General features: G+C 58.1%; 5 protein-coding genes. 4 read left to right on the top strand and 1 reads right to left on the bottom strand.

From position 1 onward, the window contains the following. The 3 genes from ABYT07_RS19265 to hisG form a co-directional block, all read left to right on the top strand. A partial coding sequence (locus ABYT07_RS19265; protein WP_372993635.1) for an ATP phosphoribosyltransferase regulatory subunit occupies nucleotides 1–803 on the top strand: 803 nt, incomplete at its 5' end. Next, entirely contained in the window at nucleotides 803–1,882 is a 1,080-nt protein-coding gene (locus tag ABYT07_RS19260) for an ATP phosphoribosyltransferase regulatory subunit (protein WP_372993634.1), read from the top strand. The genes ABYT07_RS19265 and ABYT07_RS19260, both read left to right, overlap by 1 nt. After that, nucleotides 1,879–2,568, top strand: coding sequence for an ATP phosphoribosyltransferase (gene hisG / locus ABYT07_RS19255; protein ID WP_372993633.1), 690 nt, complete (start codon nucleotides 1,879–1,881; stop codon nucleotides 2,566–2,568). Before ABYT07_RS19260 ends, hisG begins: the two co-directional genes overlap by 4 nt. Before the next feature lie 152 nt (nucleotides 2,569–2,720). Here the strand turns inward: hisG and ABYT07_RS19250 are convergent, their stop codons facing one another. Continuing rightward, nucleotides 2,721–3,152 (bottom strand): DUF1489 family protein, encoded by a 432-nt coding sequence (locus tag ABYT07_RS19250; RefSeq protein ID WP_372993636.1) that lies wholly within the window; start codon nucleotides 3,150–3,152, stop codon nucleotides 2,721–2,723. 122 nt (nucleotides 3,153–3,274) lie between these two features. On the opposite strand from ABYT07_RS19250, the gene ABYT07_RS19245 reads away from it, so the two are divergent. Beyond that, nucleotides 3,275–4,338: ribonucleotide reductase N-terminal alpha domain-containing protein (locus tag ABYT07_RS19245; RefSeq protein WP_372993632.1), on the top strand; the 1,064-nt coding region annotated here is incomplete at its 3' end.

Below are 4,338 nucleotides of genomic sequence, written 5' to 3'. Positions count from 1 at the left end.
GTGATTTTACCGATGGTGCTGGGCTGACGGATACTCAGGCCGATGTGGTCATGGGTTTTATGCAAGCCAAGCGGGACACCGGTGCGCAAACTGTGGCGCGGCTGCGTGAGCTGGTGCAAGGGTCCGTCGTTGGTCTGCAAGGCGTCGAGGAGCTTGAGACCATCGCAGATTTGATGGCTGCGGCTGGATATGGCCCTGATCGCGTCGAGATCGACCCGTCGGTTGTGCGCGGCCTTGGCTATTACACTGGACCTGTATTCGAGGCCGAACTGACCTTCGAAATCAAAGACGACAAAGGCCGTGTGCGCAACTTTGGGTCAGTCGCAGGCGGCGGGCGCTATGATGATCTGGTGAAGCGCTTTACTGGTCAAGAGGTGCCTGCGACGGGCGTGTCCATCGGGGTGGACCGGCTGTTGGCGGCGCTGCATGCAAAGGGGCGGATGACCAGCGATACCGTTGGCCCGGTGGTTGTTACCGTGATGGATAAGGCGCGGATGGCGGAGTATCAGGCGATGGTCGCGGAATTGCGGCAGGCCGGTATTCGCGCCGAGGTGTATCTGGGCAATCCGAAGAATTTCGGCAATCAGTTGAAATACGCAGACCGTCGCAACAGCCCTGTCGCGGTGATCGCAGGGGGCGATGAATTCGACAAAGGCGTGGTGCAGATCAAGGACTTGATCCTGGGCGCGAAGATGGCGGAAAATGCCACGCTTGAGGAATGGAAAGACCGCCCGAGCCAGTATGAAGTCCCACGCGCCGATCTGCTGGCGAAAGTGCGCGAAATTCTGGAGCTGAACCGCTGATGCCGACCCGTTCACAGACGCTTGCCAAGGCTAGCACGTTACGCATGATGTTTGAGGGACAGGGGGCCGCGGTGGTGGAGCCTCCTATCTTGCAACCTGCTGAAACATTGCTGGATTTATACGGCGAGGACATCCGCGCGCGTGCCTATGTGACATCGGATGCCCTGCGCGGCGAACAGATGCTGCGGCCTGATTATACCTTGCCCGTGGTGCAGATGCACATGGCCCATGGTGCTGACCCTGCGCGCTATACCTATGCCGCAGAAGTGTTTCGCCGTCAGGAAAGTGATCCGGCGCGGGCGAATGAATTCATTCAGGTCGGGTATGAGGTTTTCGATAGAACCGATCCGGCCGCTGCCGATGCCGAGGTTTTTGCCTTGATCGCAGAGGCTTTGCGCGGGCTGCCCGTCAGTGCTGTGACCGGTGATATCGGAATCTTGATGGCTGCCGTCGCGGGTTTGGACACAACGCGCCGTCGTAAAGATGCGCTGATGCGCCACATCTGGCGGCCACGCCGGTTTCGCGCGCTGCTGGACCGCTTTGCCGGAAAGACACCCGTGCCGCCAGCGCGCGCGGCGTTGCTGGCGGGGCACGCGTCTTCGGATGCGCCGCTGATCGGTCTGCGCAGTGAAACAGAGATCGCGGACCGCATCGCAGCCTTGCACGAAGATGCAGACGCCGCACCGCTGTCAGCCGGGCAGGTTGAACTGATCCAGAGCTTGTTGGATATCCGTGAAGTCATGCCCTATGCGCTGAGCCAGTTGCGTGATCTGGCGGTTGATCTGCCCGCGATTGGCGGTGCCGTGGACCGTGTCGCCGCGCGGGCGACGGCGTTGGCAGCGCGCGGTGTCGATACTGATGCGCTTATGTTTGAGGCAAGCTTTGGTCGGGTATCGATGGAATATTACGACGGGTTTGTGTTTGGCTTTCGCGCCGACCGGCGGCCTGATCTGCCCGCAATCGCAAGCGGCGGGCGCTATGACGCGCTGACCCGCAGATTGGGACAGGGCGGGGAAATCCCGGCGGTTGGCGGCGTCATGCGTCCCGGCCTGATGCTTGAGTTGGAGGCCGGTCAATGACGATCAAACTGGGGGTGCCGTCCAAGGGGCGGCTGATGGAAAAAACCTTTGAATGGTTCGCAGCGCGGGGGATTACCTTGCAGCGCACCGGGTCAGAGCGAGAGTATGCCGGGGCAGTGGAGGGCATCGAAAATGTGTCGCTTATGCTGTTATCGGCGGGTGAAATCCCGCGTGAACTGGCTGCCGGACGGATTCACCTTGGGGTGACCGGAACAGATCTGATCCAGGAAAAACTTGCCCTGTGGGATCAACTGGTCAGCCCGGTCGAAGAACTTGCCTTTGGGCACGCGGATTTGATTGTCGCCGTGCCACATGCATGGATCGACGTGGATACGATGGATGATCTTGACGCGGCCGCTGCGGCATTTCGGAACACGCATGGGTTCCGGTTGCGGATCGCCACGAAATATCACCGTCTTGTCCGTGAATTTCTGCGCGGTGCCGGGGTGGCGGATTATGCGCTTGTTGACAGTCAAGGTGCGACTGAAGGCACGATCAAAAACGAGACTGCGGAAGCGATCGCGGATATTACATCCAGCGGGGAAACCTTGCGGGCCAATCATCTCAAGATTTTGTCAGATGGCCTGATCCTTAAATCGCAGGCGACCCTTTGGCGCAGCCGCAACGCGCATATGGATGAGACAGATCGCAAAACATTTGCAGCATTGCTTGAAAAGCTGAGCTGATCCAAAGGCCGCGCTTGCGCGCGATTTCTTTGTTTTAGAAGCCTCCGGCGGGAGTTTAAGGGCAAAATGAAGATAGGCAGAACGAACCTGTCGTCTTCATTTTGCGAAATAAACTCAAATCCGGAGCCATCAAGAAATACTGCGGGTTGCGGTTAGAGAACGCCGATTTCCGCAAGCGCCCGATTGAGTTCAACAGGAATTGGTTCTTCTTGGGCACGGCCCGCGGGCAGGTCGGATGGTGCGTCCGCCGTGGCCAGATAACGCCAGCCTTGGAAGGGGCGTTTCAGGCTACTTTGGACTTCGATCAATTCGGGATCAAGCACGACTGCACAGCGGCGGACGCCGTCCTGCCCGATGTATTCGTCGAGGCGAATGATTTTTTGACGGCATTGGATGCTGCCCTTGATGACCCAATACATCGACCCGCCGTTTAGGATCTCGGGTTCTCTTTTTGGCCACATGCGGGTGACGTGACGCGGAAATCCTTCGGGTGTTTGCGCGCGTGTCGTGGCCTGCCACGCAGCAAGGTCGGCTATATTCTCGGTGCCGACGGACAATTTTAAAAGGTTTACGCAGTTATCCACAGATTCTCTCCACTCCAACACGATATAAAGTAGCGCATCTGTCGCAGTCTTCAAACTGTTGTGCTTGTCGATATGTTTGCGGTAAGGTGGGACCTCTCCCAAAAGCTTTCAAGGAATCGACTATGTCACGATTTGCTGCCCCAATCGCCGAACAGATATGGGACATGAAATACCGGTTTAAGGATGCCGATGGGTCCGCCCGCGATGTCACAGTCGAGGACACCTGGCGGCGGATCGCACGCGATCTGGCGCAGGTGGAGGATACGCCTGACGTTTGGGAAGATACGTTTTTTGAAGCACTTGAGGATTTCAAGTTTCTGCCCGCAGGCCGCATCACTGCGGGGGCAGGCACGGCGCGGCGCGTGACCTTGTTCAACTGTTTTGTGATGGGCACCGTTCCGGACAGCATGGGCGGCATTTTCGATATGCTTAAAGAGGCTGCTTTGACCATGCAGCAGGGCGGGGGGATCGGCTATGATTTCTCTACCATCCGGCCCAAGGGTGCGGATGTTTTGGGCGTGTCTGCTGACGCCTCTGGTCCGTTGTCGTTCATGGATGTCTGGGATGCGATGTGCCGCACGATCATGTCCGCTGGATCCCGCCGCGGGGCGATGATGGCGACGATGCGTTGCGACCACCCTGACGTCGAAGACTTTATCGCGGCGAAATCCGATTCCGCACGCTTGCGGATGTTCAACATGTCGGTGCTGATTACTGATCCATTTATGGACGCGGTCAAGGCAGACCAGTCGTGGGATCTGCAATTCGGAGGCAAAGTTTACCGCACGGTTCAGGCGCGTGATCTGTGGAACCGGATCATGAAGGCAACCTATGAGTTTGCCGAACCCGGTGTTATTTTCATCGACCGGATCAATGCTGCCAACAACCTGAGCTATTGTGAAACGATTGCTGCTACCAACCCGTGCGGCGAACAGCCTTTGCCGCCCTATGGCGCGTGTCTGTTGGGATCGATCAACATGGCGCGGATGGTGGCAGACCCGTTCGACAAGGCGGCCCATCTGGATGTTGATGCCCTGAACAAGCTGGTCGCGACAGCCGTGCGCATGATGGACAACGTCGTCGATGTATCGCAATTTCCCCTCGAGGCGCAGCAGAAGGAAGCCAAAGCCAAGCGCCGGATTGGTCTTGGCGTGACAGGCTTGGCCGACGCCTTGTTGATGGTCGG

Source organism: Sulfitobacter sp. (assembly GCF_041552635.1).
Lineage (GTDB): Bacteria > Pseudomonadota > Alphaproteobacteria > Rhodobacterales > Rhodobacteraceae > Sulfitobacter.
The sequence above is the reverse complement of the archived record's forward strand: the minus strand, read 5'-3'. Positions and strand labels throughout refer to the sequence as shown.